The organism is Pseudomonas aestiva (assembly GCF_039908605.1).
In the GTDB taxonomy this organism is placed as follows: Bacteria; Pseudomonadota; Gammaproteobacteria; order Pseudomonadales; family Pseudomonadaceae; genus Chryseomonas; species Chryseomonas aestiva.
In genome coordinates, this window is the sequence record NZ_CP150916.1 from 2,073,424 (window position 1) to 2,097,434 (window position 24,011).

The following is a 24,011-nucleotide window of genomic DNA, read 5'->3' on the forward strand; positions in this document are numbered from 1 at the left end:
CCGGTCAGCCGATGACGGTCACGCAAGGGCCGGCGCTGGTTGACGCCGCGGGTGGCGCCAACCGATGAAAGACCCGGAAATGCTTTACCGCTACTGGGAGTAGCCACCGAGGAAGTTGCCGATGCGGCCGATGGCCTGCTCCAGGTCATCGACGCGGGGCAGGGTGACGACGCGGAAGTGATCGGGCCAGGGCCAGTTGAAGGCCGTGCCCTGGACCACCAGCAGCTTTTCCGAGAGCAGCAGGTCGAGAACGAATTTCTCGTCGTTGTGGATGGGGCAGACCTTGGGGTCGATCCGCGGGAAGGCGTAGAGCGCGCCCATCGGCTTCACGCAGCTGACCCCGGGAATGTCGTTGAGCAGCTCCCAGGTGCGATTGCGCTGTTCCAGCAGGCGGCCGTGCGGCAGCACCAGGTCGTTGATGCTCTGGTAGCCACCCAGCGCGGTCTGGATCGCATGCTGCGCCGGCACGTTGGCGCACAGGCGCATGTTGGCGAGGATGTCGAGGCCTTCGATATAGCTGTGGGCGCGATGCTTGGGGCCCGAGACGATCAGCCAGCCCGAGCGGAAACCGGCGACGCGATAGGACTTGGACAGCCCGTTGAAGGTCAGGCACAGGACGTCCGGTGCCAGGGAGGCGGTGGAGATGTGCTGGGCTTCGTCGTAGAGGATCTTGTCGTAGATCTCGTCGGAGAACAGCACCAGGTTGTGCCGCCGCGCCAGTTCGACGATGCCTTCGAGCACCTCCTTGGAGTAGACCGCGCCGGTGGGATTGTTCGGATTGATCAGCACCAGCGCCTTGGTGTTGCTGGTGATCTTGGCTTCCATGTCCGCCAGGTCGGGGAACCAGCCCGCCTGCTCGTCGCACAGGTAGTGCACCGGCTTGCCGCCGGCCAGGCTGACCGCGGCGGTCCACAGCGGATAGTCCGGCGCCGGGATCAGCACCTCGTCGTTGTTGTTGAGCAGCGCCTGCATGGCCATGACGATCAGTTCGGAGACGCCATTGCCCAGGTAGATGTCCTCGATGCCGACACCCTCGATGCGCTTCTGCTGGCAGTACTGCATCACCGCCTTGCGCGCGCTGAACAGACCCTTGGAGTCGCTGTAGCCCTGGGCGGTCGGCAGATTGCGGATGACGTCCTGCAGGATCTCCTCGGGCGCCTCGAAGCCGAAGGGTGCCGGATTGCCGATGTTGAGCTTCAGGATGCGGTGGCCTTCCTCTTCGAGGCGCTTGGCATGCTTGAGGACCGGGCCGCGGATGTCGTAGCAGACATTGGCGAGCTTGTTCGACTTGGAGACCTGCATGGGGAAATGAATCCTGGAAAAGGGCGAGAAAGACTCGGCGGGAACGGACGCCGACCGGCGCTTGGCAGCATCCGGGGGCGGATGCCAGACTGAGCGGGAATCATACGGCTGCATCGCCTGTTACAAAAGATGCGCCGGCATCCAGCGAGGTCATCATGGAAAAAGTACAGCGTAGCCCGGAAGACTGGCGTGAGCGCCTGACCGACGATCAGTTTCGCGTCTGTCGCCTGGCCGCGACCGAAAGACCCTACACCGGCGCCTACTGCAACACCAAGACGCCCGGCGTCTATCACTGCGCCTGCTGCGAGCTGGCACTGTTCGACTCCAGCACCAAGTTCGATTCCGGCTGCGGCTGGCCCAGCTATTACGCGCCCATCGCTGCCGAGGCGGTACGGGAAAAGGAGGACTTCAGTCACGGCATGCACCGCGTCGAGGTGCTCTGCGCCTGTTGCGATGCGCACCTGGGACACGTCTTTCCCGACGGTCCGCCACCGACCGGCCTACGCTACTGCATCAATTCGGTGGCCTTGCAGCTGCAGCCCAGGGCCTCCGCGTGATCAAGGACCTCCTCAACCTGCCGTTCGAAACGGCTGACGGCCAGCGGGCCTGCCTGGCCGACTGGCCGGCGCGGGCCTATCTGGTGGTCAATACCGCCAGTCGTTGCGGCTTCACCCGCCAGTACGATGGCCTCGAGCTGTTGCAGCAGCGCTATCTGGCCCAAGGGCTGCGGGTGATCGTCTTTCCCTGCAACCAGTTCGGCGGCCAGGAGCCCGGCAGCAATGCCGAGATCCAGACCTTCTGCCTGACCCGCTTCAACGTCAGCTTTCCAGTGATGGCCAAGCTCGACGTCAACGGCGACGGCGCCCATCCGCTGTTCGTCGCCCTCAAGCAGGCGGCCCCGGGCCTCCTGGGCGGCGCGATCCGCTGGAATTTCACCAAGTTCCTGGTCACCCCGGCGCAGGGGCGCGTGCAGCGCTTCGCGCCCATAACCCGGCCGTCGCAGCTGGAAAAGCATGTCCGCCAGGCGCTGGCGTCCTAGCCCCTGGTTCGTCCGGCCTTTGTCTGGAAGGTGAAGGTCATACGATAATGCGCGGCCTGGCTGGCGGCTGGCCCGCTTCTCTTCTTGTCGTCAAGGATCATCCCTGTGAATGCCTCCCTAGAAGACTTTCTGCTCCACGCGCGGCAGGTGCTGGAGCGTCTCGAACCCCTGTTGCCCCATCGTCGCGAGCCGCTGGACTGGCAGCGCTGCTATGCCGCGCGCTGGCGCCGGGAGGGCCATGGCGGCTATCTGCAGCCGCTCGAGGTCAATCTGGAACTGCGCCTGGCCGATCTGCTGGGTATCGATCGCCAGCGCGACCAGCTCGCCCGCAACACCCGGCAATTCGTGGCTGGACTGCCGGCGAACCACAGTTTGCTGTGGGGCGCGCGGGGCACCGGCAAGTCGTCGCTGATCCGGGCGTTGCTGGCGGAATATGCCGGAGACGGTCTGCGGCTGATCGAAATCGAGCGTGACGATCTCGCCGATCTGCCCCGCGCCGTGGAGCAGCTCGCCGGTCAGCCGCAGCGCTTCGTGGTGTTCTGTGACGACCTTTCCTTCGATTCCGGCAGCGACGACTACCGGGTGCTCAAGAGCGTGCTGGATGGCTCCCTGGAGCAGGCGCCGGACAACGTGGTGCTCTATGCCACCTCCAACCGGCGTCATCTGGTGGCCGAGCGGCAGAGCGACAATGCCAACTGGGAGCACGTCGACGGCGAACTGCATCCGAGCGAGGCGGCCGAAGACAAGATCGCCCTGTCGGATCGCTTCGGTCTGTGGCTGTCCTTCTATCCCTTCACCCAGGATCACTATCTCGCCGTGGTGCGCCACTGGTGCGCGACCCTGGCCGGCAAGTCCGGCCTGCAGCTGGAGTGGTCCGAAGAAGCCGATCGCGAGGCCATCCGCTGGGCTTCCGGGCGCGGCAACCGCAATGGCCGCTGCGCCTATCAATTCGCCCGGCAATGGGTCGGGCTCAAACTGTTGGAGAAAGCATGACCGTAGAACTGACGGGCGTAGGGGCGGGACTCGAAGGCTACGCCATGCTGGCCGCCCAGGTTGAAGCCCTGCTGGCCGGTGAGCGCAATCTGGTGGCCAATGCCGCCCAGCTGTCGGCCTTCATCTATCAGGAAGTGCCGGACCTGAACTGGGCCGGCTTCTATTTCGTCGAGAATGGGGACCAGCTGCTGCTCGGGCCCTTCCAGGGCAAGGTGGCCTGCATGCGGATTCCCTTCAGCAAGGGCGTATGCGGTGCCGCCGCCCGCGAGCGGCGTACCCAGCGCGTCGAGGATGTCCATGCCTTTCCCGGACATATCGCCTGTGACGCCGCTTCGCGCAGCGAGCTGGTGGTGCCGCTGGTCCAGGGCGGTCGCCTGATCGGCGTGCTGGATCTGGACAGTCCGCATCCGGGGCGCTTCAGCGCGGCGGATCAGGCCGGTATCGAAGCGCTGGTAGCGGCCTTTCTGGTCGCGACCGACTGCTGATCGCCGGAGGAGGGCAGGGAAGCCCTCACTCGTAGTCGTTCTTCTTGCGCCAACTGTCGTCCTTGAGCGTGTCCACGCTGTCCGACAGCTCGTTGGAACTGCTGCTGGCCTGCTCGACCATTTCGCTCTGCTGGCGTTTCACCTGGGTGATATGCTCTTCCAGATGGGCCAGCAATTCGGTATAGCGCTCGGGTTGCTGCTGCTTGCGAATCTGCATGATCGCCCGCTCGTACGACTGCCGCGCCTGGATGTAGTGCTCGCTTTTGATCTGCTGTTCGGCTTGGTAGCGGAAGAATTCCACATAGGTCGCCGTGAGCAGATAGCGCATCTCGCCGACCCAGCGCTGCGCTTCCTGGCCATCGAGAATGCCGATCTGGTTGGCATGGGCGACGAGGGCATGGAGCATTTCCAGATAGCCGCGAACTTCCTTGACCCGGGCTTCGGTGTGCACGGGCCGAGCGACATTGCCGACCTCGATGTCGTCACCCTTGGCCAGGGCTTCTTCCAGTTCGGTCTTGCGTGCGGTGAGGCTGGCGGAAGGAGCCTGCAGGGCGGCGAGGCGGGCGATCAGCCCCAGCTCGATGCGGTGGAACAGCTGCTTGAGCGCCGGGGTCATCAACTGGCCGGGCAGACTGCCGCCCAGCTGGGCGCAGCGCTTGATGCGGTCGGTGAGGTCGGCGACCAGGCGCTGCTTTTCCAGGCGTCCCGCTTCGAGCTTCTGGTTGACGAAGGCGATCATGATCAACACGAGGATGCCAAGCCCCACTACCGCTGCAATCATCGTTGAGGACATGACCTTCTCCATGGTGCTTGCCCGCCGTTTGTCGTGCGAGCGAAGTCGTTGATTTGAAAAGTATTTAATCAGCTATTGACGCCCAGGGTAAGGCTCCCTAGAATGCGCGCACTCCCAACGGCGGCAAGCGTCAGCCGAGTGGTAGGTCAGGGTCCTGAGGGATTCTACCTGGTCCCCTTCGTCTAGTGGCCTAGGACACCGCCCTTTCACGGCGGTAACAGGGGTTCGAGTCCCCTAGGGGACGCCAAAAATTGCGGGAATAGCTCAGTTGGTAGAGCACGACCTTGCCAAGGTCGGGGTCGCGAGTTCGAGTCTCGTTTCCCGCTCCAAATACAATCCGGTTGCCCTCGGGCAGGCGGATGCAAGGTGAAAGGCCTTGTGGAAAGAGGTTTCGTCCCCTTCGTCTAGTGGCCTAGGACACCGCCCTTTCACGGCGGTAACAGGGGTTCGAGTCCCCTAGGGGACGCCATATTGCGGGAATAGCTCAGTTGGTAGAGCACGACCTTGCCAAGGTCGGGGTCGCGAGTTCGAGTCTCGTTTCCCGCTCCAAACACAATCTCACGGTTTCATGACAGTGGGATGCAAGGTGAAAGGCCTTGTGGAAAGAGGTTTCGTCCCCTTCGTCTAGTGGCCTAGGACACCGCCCTTTCACGGCGGTAACAGGGGTTCGAGTCCCCTAGGGGACGCCATATTGCGGGAATAGCTCAGTTGGTAGAGCACGACCTTGCCAAGGTCGGGGTCGCGAGTTCGAGTCTCGTTTCCCGCTCCAAACACACAAAAACACCGCCTCAGGGCGGTGTTTTTGTGTGCGCGTCTTTCCGGTCCGCCAGACGCCCGGCATCGGGCCGGGCGCGAGCCGGTCACTGGGGCGTATAGATCTGGTCGAAAACCCCGCCATCGGCGAAGTGGGTCTTCTGGATACCGCTCCAGGCACCGAATTCCTTCTGGGCATCAATCAGTTCGAGCTTGGGAAAGCGATCGCCGTACTGCGCCAGGATCTGGGCATTGCGCGGACGCAGGAAGTTGTCCGCGGCGATCTTCTGGCCTTCGTCGGACCAGAGATACCTGAGGTAGTCCTCGGCCTCGGCGCGGGTGCCCTTCTTGTCGACGACACTGTCGACCACGCTCACCGGCGGCTCGGCCTGCACCGAGATGCTCGGATAGACCACCTCGAAGCCGCCGCGACCGAATTCCCGCGCGATCATCTCGGCTTCGTTCTCGAAGGTCACCAGGACATCGCCCTGCTGGTTCTTCATGAAGGTGGTGGTGGCGGCGCGACCGCCGGTATCCAGGATGGGTACGTGCTTGAACAGCTCGGCGACGAAGCCGCGGGCCTTCTGCTCGTCGCCACCGGGTTGGCGCAGGGCGTAGGACCAGGCGGAAAGATAGGTGTAGCGACCATTCCCGGAGGTCTTGGGATTGGGCACGATCACCTGGACGCCGTCCTTGAGCAGATCGGACCAGTCATGGATGCCCTTGGGGTTGCCCTGGCGGACGATGAGCACCGTGGCCGAGGTGAAGGGCGCGCTGCGATCGGGCAGGCGGGTTTCCCAGTCCTTGGGCACCAGGCCGCGATCGGCGAGGGCCTGGATGTCGGTCGCCTGGTTCATGGTGATGACGTCGGCCTGCAGACCGTCGATGACCGCGCGCGCCTGCTTGCTGGAGCCGCCATGGGACATCTGGATCACCGGGGTTTCGCCGTGCTCGGCTTTCCAGTGCGCCTGGAAGGCCGGATTGTAGTCCTTGTAGAAGTCACGCATCACGTCATAGGAGACGTTGAGCAGCGGCGGAGCAGCCAGGATCTGGGTGCTGGCCGCCAGGGCGGCGGCGAGTAGGGTGAGGCGAAGGATCTGCATGGGGGCATCCTGCGAGTGAGGGTGCAGGACTATAGCCTGTCGTCCCGACAGCGTGCAGAACGCCTGGAAATAAGCTCATGCGCGGCGACGGCAGTCGTGGTCGCCAGTGGTAGACTTTCACCCTTTCGCCTGCGGTTGGCACGGCGCGGTGGACAAGGGCTCCTGATATGCGGTTGAGGTCGATCAAGCTGGCGGGATTCAAATCCTTCGTCGATCCGACGACGGTGAATTTCCCGAGCAACATGGCAGCGGTGGTCGGCCCCAACGGTTGCGGCAAGTCGAACATCATCGACGCCGTGCGCTGGGTGATGGGCGAGAGTTCGGCCAAGAATCTGCGCGGCGAGTCGATGACCGACGTCATCTTCAACGGGTCCAACAGCCGCAAGCCGGTGTCCCAGGCCTCCATCGAACTGATCTTCGACAACTCCGACCACACTCTGGTGGGGGAGTACGCGAGCTACGCGGAAATCTCCATTCGCCGGCGGGTGACCCGCGAAGGCCAGAACACCTATTTTCTCAACGGCACCAAGTGCCGCCGGCGCGACATCACTGACATCTTCCTCGGTACCGGCCTCGGCCCGCGCAGCTATTCGATCATCGAGCAGGGAATGATCTCCAAGCTGATCGAGGCGCGTCCCGAGGATCTGCGGCACTACATCGAGGAGGCCGCCGGCATCTCCAAGTACAAGGAGCGGCGGCGCGAGACCGAGAATCGCATCCGCCGCACCCAGGAGAATCTCGCCCGCCTGACCGATCTGCGCGAAGAGCTGGAGCGTCAGCTGGAGCGGCTGCACCGTCAGGCACAGTCGGCCGAGCGCTTTCAGGCGTTCAGGCAGGAGGAGCGGCAACTCAGGGCGCAGTTGCAGGCGGTGCGCTGGCGCGAACTGGATGGTCGCGTCGAGCAGCGCGAAAAGGTGATCCGCGACCAGGAGACCGCGCTCGAGGCCCTGACTGCCGAACAGCGCCAGGCGGATGCCGGTATCGAGCGGCTGCGCGATGGCCATCACGAGCTGAGCGAAGCCTTCAACCTGGTGCAGGGCCGCTTCTACTCCCTGGGGGGTGACATCGCCCGCCTGGAGCAGACCATTCAGCATGGTCAGCAGCGCCAGCGGCAGTTGCAGGACGATCTGCGCGAGGCCGAACAGGCCCGCAGCGAGGCCGAGTCCCACCTGGAGCACGACCGGGTGCTGCTCGCCACCTTCGAAGAAGAGCTGGCGATGCTCGAACCCGAGGAAGAGGCGGCCCGGGAGCTGGGCGAGGAGGGTGGTGCCGCGCTGGAAGAGGCGGAGCTGGCGCTGGCGGACTGGCAGCAGCGCTGGGAGGCGCTCAGTGCGGCGAGCGTCGAGCCGCAGCGGGAGGCGGACGTGCAGCAGGCACGCATCCGCTCGCTGGAGCAGAGTCTGGAGCGCGGCACGGAACGCCGGCGTCGACTGCGCGACGAGCGCACCCTGCTGGGCGAGGACGGTCCGTCCGAGCGCCTGGTCATGCTGGAAGAGCAGATCGCCGAGGACGAGTTGCTGCTGGAAGGCCTGGCCGAGCAGGAATTGCAGGTCGCCGAGGGCCTGCAGCGGCTGCGGGAAGAATTGCTGGGGCTGGCGGGCGAGCAGAGTCAGCGTCAGGGCGAATTGCAGCGGCTGGAAGGTCGCATCGCCTCGCTGGAGGCCCTGCAGCAGGCGGCCCTCGCTCCCGCAACCGGGGTAGCCCAGTGGCTCGCAGCCGAAGGGCTCGACCAGGCGCCGCAGCTGGCCGACGAGGTGCAGGTCACCCCGGGTTGGGAACTGGCCGTGGAAACCGTGCTGGGTAGTGATCTGCAGGCGGTCTGCCTGGATGATCTGGCGTCCCTGCGGCTCGACACCTTCGCCAGTGGCGCCCTGAACCTGGCGCTGCCCGGTTCGGTAGCGGTGGCGGTGGGTAGCCTGCTGGAGCGGGTGCAGGCACCGCGCGACCTGTCGCCCTGGCTGGGTCAGGTGCTGATCGCCAACAGTTACGACGAGGCGCTGGCGCGGCGGCCGGCCCTGGCCCCAGGGCAGAGTCTGATCACGCCGGAAGGCTACTGGGTCTCCCGGCATTTCCTGCGCGTGCGGCGTGCTCAGGCGGCCGAGGGCAGTGTCCTGGCCCGCGGACGCGAACTGGAAGAGTTGCAGGCACGGCGCCTGGAGTTGAGCGAGGCGCTCGCCCTCCAGGAAGAACGGCTGGAAGAGCGTCGCGCGGCCCAGCAGCGGCTGGAAGGCGAGCGTGAAGAGGCGCGGCGGCGCCAGCAGCAGGAGCAGCAGCGGCTGGCCGAATCCCGCGCCCAGCTGTCCGCGCAACAGGCAAGGGCTGAACAGTTGAGCATCCGTCGTCGGCAGCTGGAGGCCGAGCTCAAGGATGTCGAGCAGCAGCTGGCGCATGAGCAGGAGGAGTTGGGCGAATGCCGGTTGCGCCTGCAGGACGCCCTCGACGCCATGGCCGTGGATACCGAGCAGCGCGCGCTATTGCAGGAACAGCGCGACCGTCATCGGCAGGCGGTGGAAGCGGCGCGCCAGCGCCAGCGCCAGGCGCAGGAACAACTGCATCAGCTGACGGTGCGGCTGACCACCCTGAGAGCCCAGCGTCAGTCGACCCTCCAGGCGCTGGAGCGGCTTGAGTTGCAGACCGCGCGCCTCGGCGAGCGCTGCGAGCAGCTCAATCTCAATCTGGAGGAAGGCGGCGAGCCCCTCGACGAATTACGCCTGCGCCTGGAAGAGTTGCTGGAGCGGCGCCTGCAGGTGGACGAGGAGCTGCGCACGGCGCGGCTGGCGCTGGAGGATGCCGATCGGGAGTTGCGTGATTTCGAGCGGCGGCGCCTGCAGGCGGAACAGCAGGCCACGCTGCTGCGCGGCCAGCTGGAGCAGCATCGCCTGGAGTGGCAGGGCCTGGCGACCCGGCGCAGTGGCTTCGCCGAGCAGCTGGCGGCCGACGGCTACGACCTGCCGACGGTGATCGCGACCCTGCCCGCGGAGGCCAGCGAAGCCGCCTGGGAAGAGCAGCTGGAGGCGGTTGCGGCGCGTATCGCCCGACTCGGGCCGATCAACCTCGCGGCCATCGACGAATATCAGCAGCAGGCCGAGCGCAAGACCTATCTGGATGCCCAGAACGCCGATCTGGTGGAGGCACTGGAGACCCTGGAAAGCGTCATCCGCAAGATCGATCGGGAAACCCGCAATCGCTTCAAGGACACCTTCGACCAGATCAATCATGGCCTGCAGGCCCTGTTCCCAAAAGTTTTCGGGGGTGGCAGCGCCTACCTGGAACTTACTGGGGAAGATTTACTCGATACCGGGGTTGCGATCATGGCGCGGCCGCCGGGCAAGAAGAACAGCACCATTCATTTGTTGTCGGGCGGCGAAAAGGCCCTGACGGCGCTGGCACTGGTCTTTGCCATCTTCCAGTTGAATCCGGCGCCGTTCTGCATGCTCGATGAAGTGGATGCACCCCTGGATGACGCCAACGTCGGTCGCTATGCGCGGCTGGTCAAGAGCATGTCGGAGAAGGTGCAGTTCATTTACATCACGCACAACAAGATCGCCATGGAGATGGCCGATCAGTTGCTGGGTGTGACCATGCACGAACCGGGCTGTTCACGGCTGGTGGCGGTGGATGTGGAAGAGGCGGTGGCCATGGTCGATGCCTAGTGCCCCACAGCCTCGCGGCTAGGCGGTGTAAAGTTGGCAGCAGTCGTGCTAGCTTATGGCCGCGCTAGCGGTAAGTGGAAAAAGCTAGGAAGAACACTGACTTGGCGTAGGTTTCGGAGGTTTTGGAAAGACCTCGCAAGCGTCGACTTTCCAAAGTTTCCCGACGGGTGTCGGTCCATTATTTTCACAGGGGTATGTCTTTTTCATGGATATGGGTCTGCGCGAGTGGCTGATCATCATCGGCGTCATCGTCATTGCCGGTATTCTGTTCGATGGTTGGCGTCGCATGAGCGGCAAGGGCAAGCTCAAGTTCAAACTTGACCAGTCGCTGAACAGCCATCCGGAACACGAGGACGAGGATCCGGAAATCGTTGGCCCGACACGGGTGATAGAGCCCAGGGAGCCCTCTCTGGATGATCCGGGTGAGCCGACGCCACCGCGCTCCACCCAGCGCAAGCGCCGCGATGAACGCCGCGAAGAACCCAGTGCCGACAGCTTCGACCTGTCCGCCAGCGACGAAAGCCTGGCAGGCCTGGCCGTCGATTCCGATGAAGTCGCCACCCGTGGTCGCGACAAGCCGCGCAAGGAAAAGCCGCTGAGCAGCAAGGCGCCCGAGCGCGAGCCGGTCAGCGAGCCCGTCAGCACGAGCAGCAGTCAGGCCGCCATGGCGCCGGTGGACGAGGTGCTGGTGATCAACGTCATCTCCCGTGACGAGAAGGGCTTTTCCGGGCCGGCGCTGCTGCAGAGCATCCTGGAAAGCGGACTGCGCTTCGGCGACATGGATATCTTCCATCGTCACGAGAGCATGTCGGGCAATGGCGAGGTGCTGTTCTCCATGGCCAACGCCGTGCGTCCGGGCACCTTCGATCTGGATGCCATCGACGACTTCCATACCCCGGCGGTGAGCTTCTTCCTGGGTCTGCCCGGTCCGCGCCATCCCAAGCAGGCCTTCGACCTGATGGTGGCAGCGGCGCGCAAGCTGTCGTCCGAACTCAATGGCGAGCTGAAGGACGAGCAGCGCAGCGTCATGACCGCCCAGACCATCGAGCACTATCGCCAGCGCATCGTCGATTTCGAACGCAAGAGCCTGATGCTCAAGCGCTGATCGCGCCGGAGCGAACCAAGAGCAGCCTCGGCTGCTCTTTTTGTTTGTGAGTTTTGCCGCGGCGCCCCGGGTGCCGCCAGGGCCACCCCTGGGTGGCGACAGTGAGAGACCGCCATGACCGACGCCCAAGATGCCGTCAGCCGGATCGCCGCCCTGCGCAGCGAGATCGACGCCCACAACTACCGCTACTACGTGCTGGACGAGCCGAGCGTGCCCGATGCCGAGTACGACCGGCTGTTCGGCGAACTCAAGGCGCTGGAGGCCGAGCATCCCGAGTTGGTGACACCCGACTCGCCCACCCAGAGGGTGAGTGGCTCGGCCCTGGCCGCCTTTGGCACCATTCGCCATGAAGTACCCATGCTCAGCCTGGGCAATGCCTTCGCCGACGAGAACCTGCAGGATTTCGACCGCAGCGTGGGCAAGCGCCTGCGTGAGGAATTCGGCGAGACCGACTTCGCCGGACCGGATTCCGGTGTCCAGTACACCTGCGAGCCCAAGCTCGATGGGCTGGCGGTCAGTCTGCTGTACGAGAACGGCCTGTTGACCCGCGGCGCCACCCGCGGCGACGGTACCACCGGCGAAGACATCACCACCAATGTGCGCACCATCCGCAACGTCCCGCTGCGCCTGCAGGGCGAAGGGTGGCCGGCGGTGCTGGAGGTGCGCGGCGAGGTGTTCATCTCCCGCGCCGGTTTCGAGACGCTCAATGCCCGGGCCATGGAGAGCGGCGGCAAGACCTTCGCCAATCCGCGCAATGCCGCGGCCGGCAGTCTGCGCCAGCTGGATTCGCGGATCACCGCCCAGCGGCCGCTGGAGTTCTGCTGCTACGGTTTCGGACGGGTCGAGGGCGGGGCGCTGCCGGACACCCAGTACGACATTCTCCAGCAGCTCCGGAAATGGGGCATCCCCATCAGTCGCGAGCTGCGCAAGGTGCAGGGCGCGGAAGGTTGTCGTGCCTACTACCAGGACATCGGCCAGCGCCGCGATGCCCTGGCCTACGAGATCGATGGCGTGGTCTACAAGGTCAATCGGCTCGACTGGCAGGGCGAGCTGGGTTTCCGCGCCCGGGAACCGCGCTGGGCGCTGGCGCACAAGTTTCCCGCCCGGGAAGAGCTGACCGAATTGCTCAATGTCGAATTCCAGGTGGGGCGTACCGGTGCCATCACCCCCGTGGCCCGACTCAGGCCGGTGCAGGTGGCAGGCGTCACCGTGACCAACGCCACCCTGCACAACATGGACGAGATCGCCCGGCTGGGCGTGATGATCGGCGACAGCGTGATCGTGCGCCGCGCCGGCGATGTCATCCCGCAGATCATGCAGGTGGTGCCTGAGCGGCGACCGGCGGATGCCCGGCCGGTGGCGATCCCCACGCACTGCCCGGTGTGCGGCTCGGCGGTGGAGCGCACCCAGCTGATCAGGCGCGGCAAGGGCAGGGAGTCGGTCAGCGAAGGCGTGGTCTATCGCTGTGTCGGCCGCCTGGCCTGCCAGGCGCAACTCAAGCAGGCGATCATCCACTTCGCCTCGCGGCGTGCCATGGACATCGACGGCCTCGGCGATCGCATCGTCGAGCAACTGGTGGATCGCGACCTGGTGAAATCGCCGGCCGATCTGTACACCCTGACCTACGAGCAGGTGGTCGCGCTGGAAGGCTTCGCCGAGGTGTCCAGTCGCAACCTGCTGGCGGCCATCGAAGCCAGCCGACAGCCGGCGCTGGCCCGCTTCATCTTCGCCCTCGGCATCCCCGAAGTGGGCGAAGAGACCGCCAAGCGCCTGGCACGCGCCCTGGGCAGTCTGCAGCGCATTCGCGAGGCGCTGCCGGAGGTGCTGGTCTATCTGCCGGACATCGGGCCGGAGGTGGCCTTCGAGATCCACAACTTCTTCCAGTCCGCGCACAACCGCGAGGTCCTGGAGGCGCTGCTGGCCAACGGCATCGCGCTGGCGGACGAGGGTGAGGTGCACGCCGAATTCGCCGGCTATGCCGCCTTCGCCGACTTCCTCGACCAGTTGCACATTCCCTCTCTGGGCAAGACCGGCGCCAAGACCCTGGCTGCTGCCTTTCCCAGCCTGGCGGCCCTGATCGAAGGCTCCCAGGACTGGCTGACCTTCAAGACCCTCGCGGGTCTCAACGAACGGGCCAAGCAGGGGCTGCGCGAGTACTTCGCCGAGGCGGACAACGTCGCCCGGGCGCTGGCCATCGAGGCCCAGCTCAAGGCCTTTGGCATGCACTGGGAAAGCACCCGGCAGGCCGTGCAGGGCCTGCCGTTCGCCGGCCAGACCTGGGTGCTCACCGGAACGCTGGAGGCCATGAGCCGCGACGAGGCCAAGGAACGCCTGGAGGGCCTGGGCGCCAAGGTCTCGGGTTCGGTCTCGGCCAAGACCGCCGTGGTGGTCGCCGGTCCGGGGGCGGGGTCCAAGCTGACCAAGGCGAACGAGCTGGGGATCAAGGTGCTGGACGAGGACGCCTTCCTGCAGATCCTCGAAGCCCAGGGCGTTCGCTAGCGAGAGGAGCAGGCTCCGGTCGTGCGGGCACTACCTGCGGCCGAGGCGGCTCGTGTTCACTGGATCTGGTACGGGTGGTCCTATCCTGGCGCAGCCTTGCTCAATACCCCTGCCTGGCTATCGCGGGCAGCAGGTCGTAGGCGTTTGATCCGGAGCAGGACAGTTTTGCCGTTCCAGGTATCATCCGTTATCCCTTGGCGAGCCTAAGTCCTTGTATGGCTTGCAACTTCGCCCCAACCGCGTAGAATGATGCACCTCACCTCAGGGTGAGGCGTTATGGTGGCTCTGTCGGTCCCCCCGCAACGATCAACCGTGAACCCGGTCAGGCCCGGAAGGGAGCAGCCGCAGCGGTGATGTCGTGTGCCGGGGTGTGGCTGGCGGGGCCACCTCCATTTCTGCCCCCCGCTTTTCCTCTTCCTGCTTTTCCCCTTCCTTTTTGTCTCGCCGCTCAGCGCTCCGCGAAGCATGCCACACGGCTTTCGTGACGAAATGCACTGTTCTGGTTCATGGCTCTATGCCATCATGCGCGCCGCACCATCATTACTGGACGAATGTCCAAGGATTCATCGTGAAGAACGGACTCGAAAGCGCAGGACGCGTCCTGAGCAATGGCCTCCATCCGTATCGCGTCGACTGCCGGCGCGACACCGAGACGACGCTGGTCGCTCAGATCCACCACCCCTCCGAGCCCCTGCTGCTGATCAGGATCGACCTGACCAACGAGGAGGCGAACAACCCATTCAAGATGAACGCCACCGTGAGCCGCCTGCGCGGCCAGCTGGATGCCCTGGCAGCCTATGTCTCCAGCGTTGTCCTGGCCGACGGCGAAGACCACTGCCGGCGCGCCTGAAACGGCTTTTTCGCTGCCGCTTCCCCTCCTGATCGCTTGAAAATCCGCCTGGCTGCCTCCATCTGGGGAGGTAGCGGCAGTCCGCGTGGCGGCGTTCCGATGCCACGCTGCGGGATGCATTCGCGGCCCCTCTTCGTTAGCATGTGCTCCCCCCACGTCTTCTCCTGATCAGGTCTCGATGAGTTACCAGGTTCTTGCGCGCAAATGGCGCCCGCGGTCGTTCCGCGAAATGGTCGGCCAGACCCATGTGCTCAAGGCGCTGATCAATGCGCTGGATAACGAGCGGCTGCACCATGCCTATCTGTTCACAGGCACCCGCGGGGTGGGCAAGACCACCATCGCGCGGATCCTGGCCAAGTGCCTGAATTGCGAGACCGGCGTCAGCTCGACGCCGTGCGGCAGCTGCTCGGTATGCCGCGAGATCGATGAAGGCCGCTTCGTCGATCTCATCGAGGTGGACGCCGCCAGTCGCACCAAGGTGGAAGACACCCGCGAGCTGCTGGAGAACGTGCAGTACGCGCCGTCCCGCGGTCGCTACAAGGTGTACCTCATCGACGAGGTGCACATGCTTTCCACCCACAGCTTCAACGCCCTGCTGAAGACGCTGGAAGAGCCACCGCCCCACGTCAAGTTCCTGCTTGCCACCACCGATCCGCAGAAGCTGCCGGTTACCATTCTCTCGCGCTGCCTGCAGTTCTCGCTGAAGAACATGCCGCCGGAGCGGGTCGTTGCCCACCTGCAGCAGGTGCTCGCCGCGGAAGGCATTCCCTTCGAGGACGATGCGCTCTGGCTGCTGGGTCGTGCGGCCGATGGCTCCATGCGCGATGCCATGAGCCTGACCGATCAGGCGATCGCCTTTGGCGAGGGCAAGGTATTGGCCGCCGATGTGCGCGCCATGCTCGGGACCCTCGATCATGGCCAGGTCTACGACGTACTCCAGGCCTTGCTGGAAGGCGATGGTCGCGCCGTGCTGGACGCGGTTCGCCATCTGGCCGAGCAGGGCCCCGACTGGGGCGGGGTGCTGGCCGAGCTGCTCAATGTGCTGCATCGCGTGGCCATCGCCCAGGTGCTGCCCGATGCGGTCGACAACGGCCAGGGCGATCGCGAGCGGGTGCTGAGCCTGGCGCAGACGCTGCCGGCGGAGGATGTCCAGTACTACTACCAGCTGGGTCTGGTTGGCCGGCGCGATCTGCCGCTGGCACCGGAGCCGCGCCATGGCTTCGAGATGGTCCTGCTGCGCATGCTGGCCTTCCGGCCGGCTGGCGCGGCGATTACCGAGCGACGGGCACTAAAGACGACGGGAGCCAGCCCGGCCACGGCTGACTCCAACCCCCGTCCGGTGGCCGCGGCGGTTCCGGTGGCTTCAACGCCTGCCCCCAGGCCTCAGGCAGCCCCTGCGCCTGCTCCCGAGCCGTCACCTGCAAGCAATACCACCCCTGTAGAGGTGCCGGTCGATCTTCCCTGGGAGGAGTCTGGGCAAGCACAGGTCAAGGCGGCAGCGGCGCCAGCCCCCGCACCGGTGACACAGGTCGCTGCGCCCGCCGCTCAGGCGGCGCCCACGCCACGGGTCGAGACGACGCCAGACGCCACGGTGATCGCCGAACTGCCGGCGGACACCGCTGGTGACGATCTGGATGGTGACGAAGAGCCGCCACCCGCCGAGGATTACTACGAGGTGGGGCTGGACGACTATCTCGACAGCCTCGGCGAGCCGACTGCCGAAGCGGTGGCCGCGGCGCCGGCGCCGGCGGTGCAACCGGCCACGGGCCTGGCAGCCGATTGGCAGGCATTGTTCCCCGATCTCAAGCTGGGCGGACTGACCGCCAGCATCGCCGCCAACTGCACCCTGGTGGCCATGGACGGCGATCGCTGGCACCTGCACCTGGATCCGGCGCAGAGCGCCCTGTTCAATGCCAACCAGCAGCGCCGGCTCAACGATGCGCTGAACCAGCAGCAGGGACGCCCCATTACGCTCGAGGTCACCATCCAGACCCCCGAGCAGGAGACGCCCGCCCAGGCCGCCGCGCGGCGCCGGGCGGAGCGGCAGCGGCAGGCGGAGTTGTCGATCCAGGACGACCCGCTCATCCGCCAGATGATGCAACAGTTCGCCGCCACGGTGCGCGCGGGTACCATCGAGCCGGTCGACACCCAAGCCTGACCGGTTTTCCATTCATAGTTCGAGGTAGCAGACATGATGAAAGGTGGCATGGCCGGCCTGATGAAGCAGGCCCAGCAGATGCAGGAAAAGATGCAGAAGATGCAGGAAGAGCTGGCGAACGCCGAAGTGACCGGTCAATCCGGCGCCGGCCTGGTCAGCGTCGTCATGACCGGCCGACACGACGTCAAGCGCGTCAGCCTGGATGACAGCCTCATGCAGGAAGACAAGGAAATCCTCGAAGACCTGATCGCCGCCGCGGTGAACGACGCCGTGCGCAAGATCGAGCAGAACAGCCAGGACAAGATGTCCGGCATGACCTCCGGGATGCAGCTGCCGCCCGGCTTCAAGATGCCTTTCTAAGACGCTCCAGCTGCGGGTGTCCGTCGGGCACCCGTTCCTCCCGCCTTCCAGTACGGTAGTCCATGAGCTTCAGTCCCCTGATTCGCCAATTGATCGATGCGCTCCGGGTCCTGCCCGGGGTCGGCCAGAAGTCCGCCCAGCGCATGGCCCTGCAACTGCTCGAACGCGAACGCCAGGGTGGCCAGCGCCTGGCCACTGCCCTCAGCGCCGCCATGGAAGGGGTCGGGTACTGCAAGCGCTGCCGCACCCTGAGCGAAGACGAGATCTGCGGCTTCTGCGCCGACAGCCGCCGTGATGACAGCATCCTCTGTGTGGTGGAAGGCCCCATGGATGTCTTTGCCGTGGAGCAGACCGGCTATCGCGGGCGCTACTTCGTGCTCAAGGGGCACCTGTCGCCCATAGACGGCCTGGGTCCGGACGCCATCGGCGTACCCGAGCTCGAACGGCGTGTCAGCGAGGGCGGTTTCCAGGAAATGATCATCGCTACCAACCCCACGGTGGAAGGCGAGGCGACCGCCTACTACATCGCCCAGCTGCTGGCGCCCAAGGGCCTGACCATTTCCCGCATCGCCCATGGCGTGCCCCTGGGTGGCGAACTGGACCTGGTCGACGGCGGCACTCTGACCCACGCCTTTGCCGGGCGCAAGCCGATAGCGCTCTAGCACTGCGCTGTCCCGTCGCCGCGAGACGGCGACAGGCCTGTATCTTGTGATCGAGAAGCATTATCATTATCGGAAGTCAGCTGCTTCCGAGGATGGTGATGCAGACGCTCGAGTCCGACCGGCACGGACATATCCGGACCCTCTACCTGGACCACCATGGCTGGCTGCGCGAGCGGCTGCAGCGACGGCTGGGTTGCCTGGGGCAGGCTGCCGATCTGGCCCAGGACACCTTCGTGCGGCTGCTGGCTCGGGAAGCCGAGCTGGAACGCCTGCGTGAACCCCGTGCCTTCCTGGCGACCGTCGCCCAGGGCCTGCTGGCCAACCACTGGCGGCGCCAGGCCCTGGAGCGCGCCTATCTCGATGCCCTCGCCGCGCAACCGCAGGCCGTGCAGCCTTCGCCGGAAGCTCAGGCCCTGATCCTGGAGACCCTCACCGAACTCGATGCGCTGCTCGACCGCCTGCCCGGCCGGGTGCGCCAGGCCTTCTTGCTGGCGCAACTGGAGGGGCTCACCTATGGCGTCATCGCCGAGCGGCTGGGCGTGTCGGAGCGGATGATCAAGAAGTACATGGCCCAGGCCATGCTGCACTGCCTGGAACTGGTGTCTTGAGTGCGCTGACCCCCGGTCGTGGCGGACCTCTGGAGGAAGCGGCGGTGTGGTTCGCCGAACTGGCTGCCGACGAGGTGGACCCCGTCACTGAGCGGGCCTGGGAACGCTGGTTGCAGGCGGATAGCCGCAACGCCGTGGCCTGGGCGCGGGTGGAGGAAATCAGTGCGCGCTTCACCGGTCTGCCTGCGTCCGGGCGAATGGCCCTGGCGCGGCGCGAGTCCCTGGGACGGCGCCGGGCGCTCAAGGTGCTGGGATTGGCCCTGGGTGGTCTGGCGCTGGGCTGGACGCGGCCGGACGACTGGCGGCTGGGGCAGGGCGCCGACCTGAGCACGGCGGTCGGCGAGATCCGTGCCTTCGACCTGGCCGCCGGGGTGCGCGTCTGGCTCAACACCGACAGCCAACTCGCGCGCGGGGCCACGGCGGATCACTGGCGCTTGCTGCGCGGCGAGGCGCTGTTCGAAAGCCGAGGGGGGACGGCTCCCATGGTGCTGGAGGCGACGCCAGGCCGGGTGCGCTTCGGGGCGGGTTGCTGCGCGGTCCAGGCGCGTGACGACGGATTGGAGGTGGCAGCCTATCGTGGGGCTCTGCAGCTGCTGCCACGCCAGGCCCGGCCCGAGAGCCTGGCGCAACGGGCCCGGGCGCTGATGACGGCTACCGCCGTACAGCCGCTAGGCCCGGTCGATCCGGGGCGGCAACTCTGGCGCCAGGGGCGGCTGGTGGTCGACGACTGGTCGCTGGCGGCGCTGGTGGCGGAGCTGGGTCGCTATAGACCGGGCCTGCTGACCTGCACCGCCACGGTCGCCCAGTTGCGGGTGGTGGGGAGCTATCCCCTGGCGGATACCGACCGCGCGCTGGCGGCCCTGGCCGACAGCCTGCCGGTACGGGTGGAACGGCGCCTGCCCTGGTGGGTGCAGATCGTGCCCGCCTGAAAAAATATGGCGCGGGTGGTTCCCCTTTTTCGCGCTCGCGGGGCTTAGGGGAAACGATCTCCGTTTCGAGGCCCTCCATGCATCGCGATACCCGTTTCACCCTGCATCCGCTGCGCCGCGCCCTGCGCGTCTTCGCCCTGGCCATGCCGTTGGGCATCACCGGCCTGGCCATGTCCCCGGGCCTGGTCCAGGCGGCGCCCCTGGCGCAGGAATACCGCATCGAGGCGGGCAGTCTGGCCACGGTGGTGAGTACCTTCGCCGCCCAGAGCGGCGTACTGCTGTCGGCGCCCGCCCAGGGGCTGGAAGGTCGGCGCAGTCCGGGGCTGCAGGGCCGCTACACACCGGCCGACGGCTTCCAGCAGATTCTCCAGGGCAGTGGCCTGCAGGCGGTGCGGCAGGCCGATGGCAGCTATCGCCTGGAGGCGGTGGCCGCGACCGGCGTGACCTCCCTGAGTGATACCACGGTGACTGGCTTCGCCCTGGGCAATGCCCTGGGCGAGACCGATGGCTACCTGGCGACCCATAGCGACGTGGCCACCAAGACCAGCAAGGGCCTGCTGGAAACCTCCCAGTCGGTCTCGGTGGTGACCCGCGAGCAGATCGATGACCAGGGTGCCAAGACCGTGCAGCAGGCCATGAGGTACACCCCGGGCATCTTCACCGGCCAGATCGGCGCCTCCAATCGCTACGACTACGTGGTGATGCGCGGATTCGCCGACAACAGCGTCGACAATGTCTTTCTCGACGGCCTCAAGACCATGGGCGACAGCGGTACCTTCAGCTCGCTGCAGGTCGATCCCTATTTCCTCGAGCGCATCGACGTGGTGAAGGGCCCGGCGTCGGTGCTCTATGGCCGCAGCCTGCCGGGCGGTCTGGTGGCCCTGACCAGCAAGAAGCCGCTGTACCAGCCCTATCACCAGGTCCAGGCCACCCTGGGCAATCTCGGCCAGCATGGCGCCGGCTTCGATTTCGGCGGACCGCTGGACGAGGAGGGGCGCATCGCCTATCGGCTGGTGGGTCTGGCGCAGCACAGCGACACCCAGTTCGACCAAGTGGAAGAAGAGCGTTACGCCCTGGCGCCCAGCCTGGCCATCGACCTGAGCGACGATACCACCCTGACCCTGCAGGCCTATCTGCAAAAGGACCCGGATGGCGGCTACCACAGTGGCGTGCCGGCCGAGGGCAGCCTCTATCGCCGCAATGGCCGCTATATCAGCAACCACTTCTTCGACGGCGAACCGGACCACGACAGGTTCGAACGGACCCAGCAGATGGTCGGCTATCAGTTCGAGCACAGGTTCAACGACGTCTGGAGCGCGCGGCAGAACTTCCGCTACGCCAAGTCGCGGGTCGAGCTGGAGCAGGTCTATGGCTACGGCTATGTCGGCGACAGCAACCTGCTCAATCGCTATTACTCCGGCGGCCGCGAGAACCTGCACGCCTATACCCTGGACAACCTGGTGCAGGCGGACTTCGACTGGGCCGGCAGCCGCCATACCCTGCTCGCCGGACTGGATTACCAGCGTCGCTGGACCCATGTGGATTGGCCCAGCGGCACGGCGGATGCGCTGGATGCCTTCGCGCCGAACTACGGTGGCCAGGTGACTATCTCCCCCGGCAGCGAGTACCGCCGCGAACTGCAGCAAACCGGCGTCTACCTGCAGGATCTCATCGAACTGGATCGCTGGCGCCTTTCCCTGGGTCTACGCCAGGACTGGGTGGAAATCGGCATCGAGGATCGCCTGGCGGGCACCCGCAGCAGCGCGCGCCGTGGCCAGGCCAGCGGCCGTGCCGGAGCGCTCTATCTGTTCGACAACGGCCTGGCGCCCTACCTGAGCTATTCCACCTCCTTCAATCCCAACGCCTACAACGACGCCGCGGGCAATCCCCTGGAGCCCACCGAGGGCAAGCAGTGGGAGCTCGGCCTGAAGTACCAGCCGCCGGGCAGCGCCAGCTTCTATACCGCCTCGCTGTTCCATATCACCCAGGAAAACGTGGCGACCAAGTTGCCCCAGGAAGACTTCTATTCCTCGGTAGGCGAGATCCGCTCCCGTGGCCTGGAGCTGGAGGGCCATCTGCAACTGGCCGAGCGGCTCAAGCTGCTGGGTAGCTACACCTTTACCGACATCGAGTACACCCAGGCGCTGGACGGCACCCAGGGCAACACGCCGAACCAGGCGCCTCGGCACCAGGCGTCGCTGTGGGGTGAGTACGAGCTGGCCGGACCGCTGGCAGGGTTCAGCGTCGGCGCCGGCGCACGCTACGTGGGCACCAGCTGGGCGGACAAGGCCAACACACTCAAGGTGCCGGCCTACACCCTGGTGGACGCCATGCTCGCCTATGACTTCACCCGTCTGGGGTTGCCGGGGCTGACCGCGCGGGTCAATGCCAACAACCTCATGGGCAAGGACTATGTGGCGTCCTGCTACAGCCTGGACTTCTGCTATTTCGGGGAGGAGCGCAACGTGACCGCGACGGTCAGCTATAGCTTCTAGACGGGCCGGGCGCCTGCCGCTGACCGAGCGGCAGGCGCCCGCCGTCAGCCTTCCAACTGACCACCCGCGAGGGCGCAGAGGCGGGCGGAGTCGAGGATGCGTACCTCCTTGCCTTCGGCCGCCAGCACACCGCTCTGCTGGAAGCGGGTGAACACCCGCGACACGGTTTCCACCGCCAGGCCGAGGAAGTTGCCGATCTCGTTGCGCGACATGCTCAGGCGGAATTGCTGGGCGGAAAAGCCGCGGGCATGGAAGCGCGCGGAGAGATTGACCAGGAAGGTGGCGATGCGCTCGTCGGCACTCTTCTTCGACAGCAGCACCATCATCTGCTGGTCGTCGCGGATCTCCCGGCTCATCACCCGCAGCAGTTGGCGGCGCAGTTGCGGCAGCTGTTCGGAGAGTTCATCCAGGCGCTCGAAGGGGATCTCGCAGACGGTGGTGGTCTCCAGCGCCCGGGCCGAGACCGGATAGCGCTCGGTGTCCATGCCCGACAGGCCGACCAGTTCGCTGGGCAGGTGGAAGCCGGTGATCTGCTCCTCGCCGGCATCGCTCAGGCTGCTGGTGCGCAGGGCGCCGGAGCGCACCGCATAGACCGAGCCGAAGGTATCGCCCTGGCGGAACAGATGGTCACCCTTGGCCAGCGGCCGGCCGCGCTTGACGATCTGGTCAAGGGCGTCCAGGTCTTTCAGATCGAGCGACAGCGGCAGGCACAGCGAGGCGAGGCTGCAATCCTTGCAATGGGCCTGGGCGTTGCGCAGCTTGAGGGGCTCGGTCATGGGGGAAGATCGCTTCTCGTCTGGTTCCAAAAGTCTAACTTTAGCAGTGGTGGCAGGCATGGGTCATATCACCCGGGAAAAGCGCTGCTTGTCATGGTCCGGCAGGTAGCGGTCGAACAGCATGCACAGGGCACGGATCAGCAGGCGGCCCGGCGCCAGCACCTGCAGGCCGCGGGCATCGAGACGGATCAGGCCGTCGGCGGCCATGGCCTCGAGGTGCGGCCAGGCATCGGCGAAGTACTGGCGGAAATCCAGTTCGCAGCTGCGCTCTATGGCGGCGAAATCCAGCTGGAAATGGCAGATCAGCTGGGCGATCACCGCGCCGCGGATGCGATCGTCCCGCGAGCGACGCAGGCCGCGGGCCACCGCCAGTTCGCCCTGGCCCAGGCGTTCCTGGTAGCGGGCGAGGTCGGGGGTGTTCTGGCAGAGCACCTCGCCCACCTGGCTGATGGCGGAGACGCCCAGGCCGAGCAGGTCGCAATGGCCGTGGGTGGTGTAGCCCTGGAAGTTGCGCTGCAGGGTGCCGTCTTCCTGGGCGATGGCCAGGTCATCGTCGGGCAGGGCGAAGTGATCCATGCCAATGTAGCGATAACCCGCGGCCAGCAGCTGTTCCACGGTGCGCTGCAGCATCTCCAGCTTGGCCGCGGGGTCCGGCAGTTCGCTGGCTTCGATGCGCCGCTGCGGCGGAAAGCGCTGCGGCAGATGGGCGTAGTTGAACACCGACAGCCGATGCGGCTGCAGTTCCAGCACCCGCTCCACGGTGTGGGCGAAGCTGGCCGGGGTCTGCCGCGGCAGCCCGTAGATGAGGTCCAGGTTGATGGAGCGATAGTCGAGGGCGCGAGCGGCCTCCACCAGGGTGCGGGTGTCGTCGAAGGGCTGCAGGCGATTGATCGCCAGCTGCACCTGCAGATCCAGGTCCTGGACGCCGAAGCTGACGCGGTTGAAGCCCAGCTCGCGCAGCAGGCCCATGGTGCTCCAGTCGGCTTCGCGCGGATCGATCTCGATGGAGTAGTCGCCGCGGTCGTCGTCGGCCAGGGTGAAGTGGCGGCGCAGGTCGGCCATCAGCTCGCGCAGCTGCATGGGATTGAGAAAGGTCGGGGTGCCGCCGCCGAGGTGCAGTTGTTCCACCCGCTGCCCGCCATCCAGGTGCCGGCTGGTGAGGATCATCTCCTGGCGCAGGGCGTGGAGGTAGGCGGCGCTGCGGCTGCGGTCCTTGGTGATGACCTTGTTGCAGGCGCAGTAGTAGCAGATGTTGGCGCAGAAGGGCACGTGCAGGTAGAGCGACAGCGGCCGTCCGGCCTGGCGGCTCAGGCGCAGGGCGCCGAGCAGGTCGAAGGGGCCTATGCCGTCGTGGAATTGCACGGCGGTGGGGTAGGAGGTGTAGCGGGGGCCGGCGCGATCGTAGCGGGCGATGAGGTCGGCGTCCCAGGCGAGGGCGGCTGTCATGC

At 65.9% G+C, this 24,011-nt stretch carries 19 protein-coding genes, 6 tRNA genes and 1 other RNA gene; 21 read left to right on the plus strand and 5 right to left on the minus strand.

From position 1 onward, the window contains the following. Positions 1 to 90: 90 nt before the first annotated feature. The gene (locus tag AABM56_RS09595; protein WP_133859296.1) at positions 91 to 1,302 is read right to left on the minus strand and encodes a pyridoxal phosphate-dependent aminotransferase; all 1,212 of its coding nucleotides are present in this window, start codon (positions 1,300 to 1,302) and stop codon (positions 91 to 93) included. A 155-nt stretch (positions 1,303 to 1,457) separates the two neighbouring features. Here AABM56_RS09595 and msrB point away from each other — a divergent pair, with 155 nt between their 5' ends. The 4 genes from msrB to AABM56_RS09615 all read left to right on the plus strand — a co-directional run bounded on the left by msrB (position 1,458) and on the right by AABM56_RS09615 (position 3,819). After that, entirely contained in the window at positions 1,458 to 1,859 is a 402-nt protein-coding gene (gene msrB, locus AABM56_RS09600; RefSeq protein ID WP_347884045.1) for a peptide-methionine (R)-S-oxide reductase MsrB, read from the plus strand. Further along, positions 1,856 to 2,341, plus strand: coding sequence for a glutathione peroxidase (locus AABM56_RS09605; RefSeq protein ID WP_133859294.1), 486 nt, complete (start codon positions 1,856 to 1,858; stop codon positions 2,339 to 2,341). Before msrB ends, AABM56_RS09605 begins: the two co-directional genes overlap by 4 nt. Positions 2,342 to 2,446: 105 nt before the next feature. Continuing rightward, on the plus strand, positions 2,447 to 3,334 hold the full coding sequence (locus AABM56_RS09610; RefSeq protein ID WP_133859293.1) for an ATP-binding protein: 888 nt from the start codon (positions 2,447 to 2,449) through the stop codon (positions 3,332 to 3,334). Continuing rightward, positions 3,331 to 3,819 (plus strand): GAF domain-containing protein, encoded by a 489-nt coding sequence (locus AABM56_RS09615; protein WP_133859292.1) that lies wholly within the window; start codon positions 3,331 to 3,333, stop codon positions 3,817 to 3,819. The genes AABM56_RS09610 and AABM56_RS09615 overlap by 4 nt, the downstream gene beginning before the upstream one ends. Before the next feature lie 25 nt (positions 3,820 to 3,844). Here the strand turns inward: AABM56_RS09615 and AABM56_RS09620 are convergent, their stop codons facing one another. Beyond that, positions 3,845 to 4,612 (minus strand): hypothetical protein, encoded by a 768-nt coding sequence (locus AABM56_RS09620; protein ID WP_347884046.1) that lies wholly within the window; start codon positions 4,610 to 4,612, stop codon positions 3,845 to 3,847. Positions 4,613 to 4,783: 171 nt separating this feature from the next. Here AABM56_RS09620 and AABM56_RS09625 point away from each other — a divergent pair. The 6 genes from AABM56_RS09625 (at position 4,784) to AABM56_RS09650 (ending at position 5,381) form a co-directional block, all read left to right on the plus strand. Beyond that, positions 4,784 to 4,859, plus strand: a tRNA-Glu gene (locus tag AABM56_RS09625). Between the two features lie 6 nt (positions 4,860 to 4,865). Next, a tRNA-Gly gene (locus AABM56_RS09630) sits at positions 4,866 to 4,941 on the plus strand. A gap of 64 nt (positions 4,942 to 5,005) precedes the next feature. Continuing rightward, positions 5,006 to 5,081, plus strand: a tRNA-Glu gene (locus AABM56_RS09635). 4 nt (positions 5,082 to 5,085) lie between these two features. After that, positions 5,086 to 5,161 (plus strand) — tRNA-Gly (locus tag AABM56_RS09640). Between the two features lie 64 nt (positions 5,162 to 5,225). Beyond that, a tRNA-Glu gene (locus tag AABM56_RS09645) sits at positions 5,226 to 5,301 on the plus strand. A gap of 4 nt (positions 5,302 to 5,305) precedes the next feature. Continuing rightward, positions 5,306 to 5,381: transfer RNA gene (locus tag AABM56_RS09650), tRNA-Gly, on the plus strand. A 91-nt stretch (positions 5,382 to 5,472) separates the two neighbouring features. Here AABM56_RS09650 and AABM56_RS09655 read toward each other — a convergent pair. Further along, positions 5,473 to 6,468: a sulfate ABC transporter substrate-binding protein gene (locus tag AABM56_RS09655; protein WP_133859291.1), complete on the minus strand. Its 996-nt coding sequence runs from the start codon at positions 6,466 to 6,468 to the stop codon at positions 5,473 to 5,475. A gap of 167 nt (positions 6,469 to 6,635) precedes the next feature. Between AABM56_RS09655 and smc the strand changes: the two genes are divergently transcribed. The 11 genes from smc to AABM56_RS09710 all read left to right on the plus strand — a co-directional run bounded on the left by smc (position 6,636) and on the right by AABM56_RS09710 (position 21,787). Then, positions 6,636 to 10,121 carry a chromosome segregation protein SMC gene (smc, locus tag AABM56_RS09660; protein WP_133859290.1) on the plus strand — a complete coding sequence of 1,162 codons (3,486 nt, stop codon included), beginning with the start codon at positions 6,636 to 6,638 and terminating at the stop codon, positions 10,119 to 10,121. 205 nt (positions 10,122 to 10,326) lie between these two features. Then, positions 10,327 to 11,226: a cell division protein ZipA gene (gene zipA, locus AABM56_RS09665; RefSeq protein WP_208690864.1), complete on the plus strand. Its 900-nt coding sequence runs from the start codon at positions 10,327 to 10,329 to the stop codon at positions 11,224 to 11,226. Positions 11,227 to 11,340: 114 nt separating this feature from the next. Then, on the plus strand, positions 11,341 to 13,725 hold the full coding sequence (gene ligA, locus AABM56_RS09670; RefSeq protein WP_133859288.1) for an NAD-dependent DNA ligase LigA: 2,385 nt from the start codon (positions 11,341 to 11,343) through the stop codon (positions 13,723 to 13,725). Between the two features lie 286 nt (positions 13,726 to 14,011). Then, positions 14,012 to 14,108, plus strand: an RNA gene (ffs, locus tag AABM56_RS09675) — signal recognition particle sRNA small type. A 185-nt stretch (positions 14,109 to 14,293) separates the two neighbouring features. Further along, positions 14,294 to 14,575: a hypothetical protein gene (locus AABM56_RS09680; RefSeq protein WP_133859287.1), complete on the plus strand. Its 282-nt coding sequence runs from the start codon at positions 14,294 to 14,296 to the stop codon at positions 14,573 to 14,575. A gap of 178 nt (positions 14,576 to 14,753) precedes the next feature. After that, positions 14,754 to 16,733, plus strand: coding sequence for a DNA polymerase III subunit gamma/tau (gene dnaX, locus AABM56_RS09685; RefSeq protein WP_133859286.1), 1,980 nt, complete (start codon positions 14,754 to 14,756; stop codon positions 16,731 to 16,733). A 33-nt stretch (positions 16,734 to 16,766) separates the two neighbouring features. Beyond that, positions 16,767 to 17,093 carry a YbaB/EbfC family nucleoid-associated protein gene (locus tag AABM56_RS09690; protein WP_007162246.1) on the plus strand — a complete coding sequence of 109 codons (327 nt, stop codon included), beginning with the start codon at positions 16,767 to 16,769 and terminating at the stop codon, positions 17,091 to 17,093. 62 nt (positions 17,094 to 17,155) lie between these two features. Then, a complete protein-coding gene (gene recR / locus AABM56_RS09695; RefSeq protein ID WP_133859285.1) occupies positions 17,156 to 17,755 on the plus strand; it encodes a recombination mediator RecR in 600 nt (199 codons plus the stop codon). A gap of 98 nt (positions 17,756 to 17,853) precedes the next feature. Beyond that, the gene (locus AABM56_RS09700) at positions 17,854 to 18,363 is read left to right on the plus strand and encodes a sigma-70 family RNA polymerase sigma factor (protein ID WP_133859284.1); all 510 of its coding nucleotides are present in this window, start codon (positions 17,854 to 17,856) and stop codon (positions 18,361 to 18,363) included. Further along, positions 18,360 to 19,292: a DUF4880 domain-containing protein gene (locus AABM56_RS09705; protein ID WP_347884047.1), complete on the plus strand. Its 933-nt coding sequence runs from the start codon at positions 18,360 to 18,362 to the stop codon at positions 19,290 to 19,292. Before AABM56_RS09700 ends, AABM56_RS09705 begins: the two co-directional genes overlap by 4 nt. Positions 19,293 to 19,369: 77 nt before the next feature. Further along, positions 19,370 to 21,787 carry a TonB-dependent siderophore receptor gene (locus tag AABM56_RS09710; RefSeq protein ID WP_133859282.1) on the plus strand — a complete coding sequence of 806 codons (2,418 nt, stop codon included), beginning with the start codon at positions 19,370 to 19,372 and terminating at the stop codon, positions 21,785 to 21,787. Between the two features lie 44 nt (positions 21,788 to 21,831). Here the strand turns inward: AABM56_RS09710 and fnr are convergent, their stop codons facing one another. Next, on the minus strand, positions 21,832 to 22,563 hold the full coding sequence (fnr, locus tag AABM56_RS09715; RefSeq protein WP_007162251.1) for a fumarate/nitrate reduction transcriptional regulator Fnr: 732 nt from the start codon (positions 22,561 to 22,563) through the stop codon (positions 21,832 to 21,834). Between the two features lie 63 nt (positions 22,564 to 22,626). Then, a complete protein-coding gene (gene hemN, locus AABM56_RS09720; RefSeq protein ID WP_347884048.1) occupies positions 22,627 to 24,009 on the minus strand; it encodes an oxygen-independent coproporphyrinogen III oxidase in 1,383 nt (460 codons plus the stop codon). Positions 24,010 to 24,011 lie beyond the last annotated feature (2 nt).

Bases quoted from the DNA above. Each gene is read 5' to 3' on its own strand.
- msrB (WP_347884045.1), top strand. From the start codon at position 1,458: ATGGAAAAAGTACAGCGTAGCCCGGAAGACTGGCGTGAGCGCCTGACC.
- ligA (WP_133859288.1), top strand. From the start codon at position 11,341: ATGACCGACGCCCAAGATGCCGTCAGCCGGATCGCCGCCCTGCGCAGC.
- AABM56_RS09615 (WP_133859292.1), top strand. From the start codon at position 3,331: ATGACCGTAGAACTGACGGGCGTAGGGGCGGGACTCGAAGGCTACGCC.
- hemN (WP_347884048.1), bottom strand. From the start codon at position 24,009: ATGACAGCCGCCCTCGCCTGGGACGCCGACCTCATCGCCCGCTACGAT.
- zipA (WP_208690864.1), top strand. From the start codon at position 10,327: ATGGATATGGGTCTGCGCGAGTGGCTGATCATCATCGGCGTCATCGTC.
- AABM56_RS09690 (WP_007162246.1), top strand. From the start codon at position 16,767: ATGATGAAAGGTGGCATGGCCGGCCTGATGAAGCAGGCCCAGCAGATG.
- recR (WP_133859285.1), top strand. From the start codon at position 17,156: ATGAGCTTCAGTCCCCTGATTCGCCAATTGATCGATGCGCTCCGGGTC.
- dnaX (WP_133859286.1), top strand. From the start codon at position 14,754: ATGAGTTACCAGGTTCTTGCGCGCAAATGGCGCCCGCGGTCGTTCCGC.
- AABM56_RS09700 (WP_133859284.1), top strand. From the start codon at position 17,854: ATGCAGACGCTCGAGTCCGACCGGCACGGACATATCCGGACCCTCTAC.
- AABM56_RS09620 (WP_347884046.1), bottom strand. From the start codon at position 4,612: ATGTCCTCAACGATGATTGCAGCGGTAGTGGGGCTTGGCATCCTCGTG.
- AABM56_RS09595 (WP_133859296.1), bottom strand. From the start codon at position 1,302: ATGCAGGTCTCCAAGTCGAACAAGCTCGCCAATGTCTGCTACGACATC.
- AABM56_RS09655 (WP_133859291.1), bottom strand. From the start codon at position 6,468: ATGCAGATCCTTCGCCTCACCCTACTCGCCGCCGCCCTGGCGGCCAGC.
- AABM56_RS09710 (WP_133859282.1), top strand. From the start codon at position 19,370: ATGCATCGCGATACCCGTTTCACCCTGCATCCGCTGCGCCGCGCCCTG.
- fnr (WP_007162251.1), bottom strand. From the start codon at position 22,563: ATGACCGAGCCCCTCAAGCTGCGCAACGCCCAGGCCCATTGCAAGGAT.
- smc (WP_133859290.1), top strand. From the start codon at position 6,636: ATGCGGTTGAGGTCGATCAAGCTGGCGGGATTCAAATCCTTCGTCGAT.